This is a genomic window from Pseudoalteromonas sp. T1lg10 (assembly GCF_002964545.1).
Lineage (GTDB): Bacteria > Pseudomonadota > Gammaproteobacteria > Enterobacterales > Alteromonadaceae > Pseudoalteromonas.
In genome coordinates this window covers 157,726-158,218 of sequence record NZ_PQBV01000049.1, presented here as the reverse complement: position 1 = coordinate 158,218, position 493 = coordinate 157,726, and the positions used below count along the sequence as shown (strand labels likewise).

Annotated in this window: 1 other annotated feature (cut by a window edge). The window is 43.8% G+C overall.

From position 1 onward, the window contains the following. Positions 1-372: 372 nt before the first annotated feature. Positions 373-493 (bottom strand) — a sequence feature (16S ribosomal RNA rRNA prediction is too short) (it continues 274 nt past the right edge of the window).

The following is a 493-nucleotide window of genomic DNA, read 5'->3' as shown; positions in this document are numbered from 1 at the left end:
CATATTGCCCTGTAGGTCGGGATTTTATCCCGACAAATTATGCGCCATTCTCACCATGTCGGCGCAGAGCTCCGACCTACAAATGACCAATGCAATGCAGGAACACATTGCCCTGTAGGTCGGGATTTTATCCCGACAAATTATGCGCCATTCTCACCATGTCGGCGCAGAGCTCCGACCTACAAATGACCAATGGCATATTTCTTTACTTATTGAGAACTCTAAATTATTCAAATTGAACAATTCAAAGTTTTTATCAGCTTTCCAAATTTTTAAAGAGCAAGAGAATGACTTCTCAGAGTTAAACACACTCTATTCTCAGGGCTTTTCCCCGAAAGAATGTTTATCTATAAGAAGGAGTAGTAGTAAAGTGGTGGAGCCCAGTAATTCCGATTAACGCTCGCACCCTCCGTATTACCGCGGCTGCTGGCACGGAGTTAGCCGGTGCTTCTTCTGTAAGTAACGTCACACCTAGCAGGTATTAACTACTAAG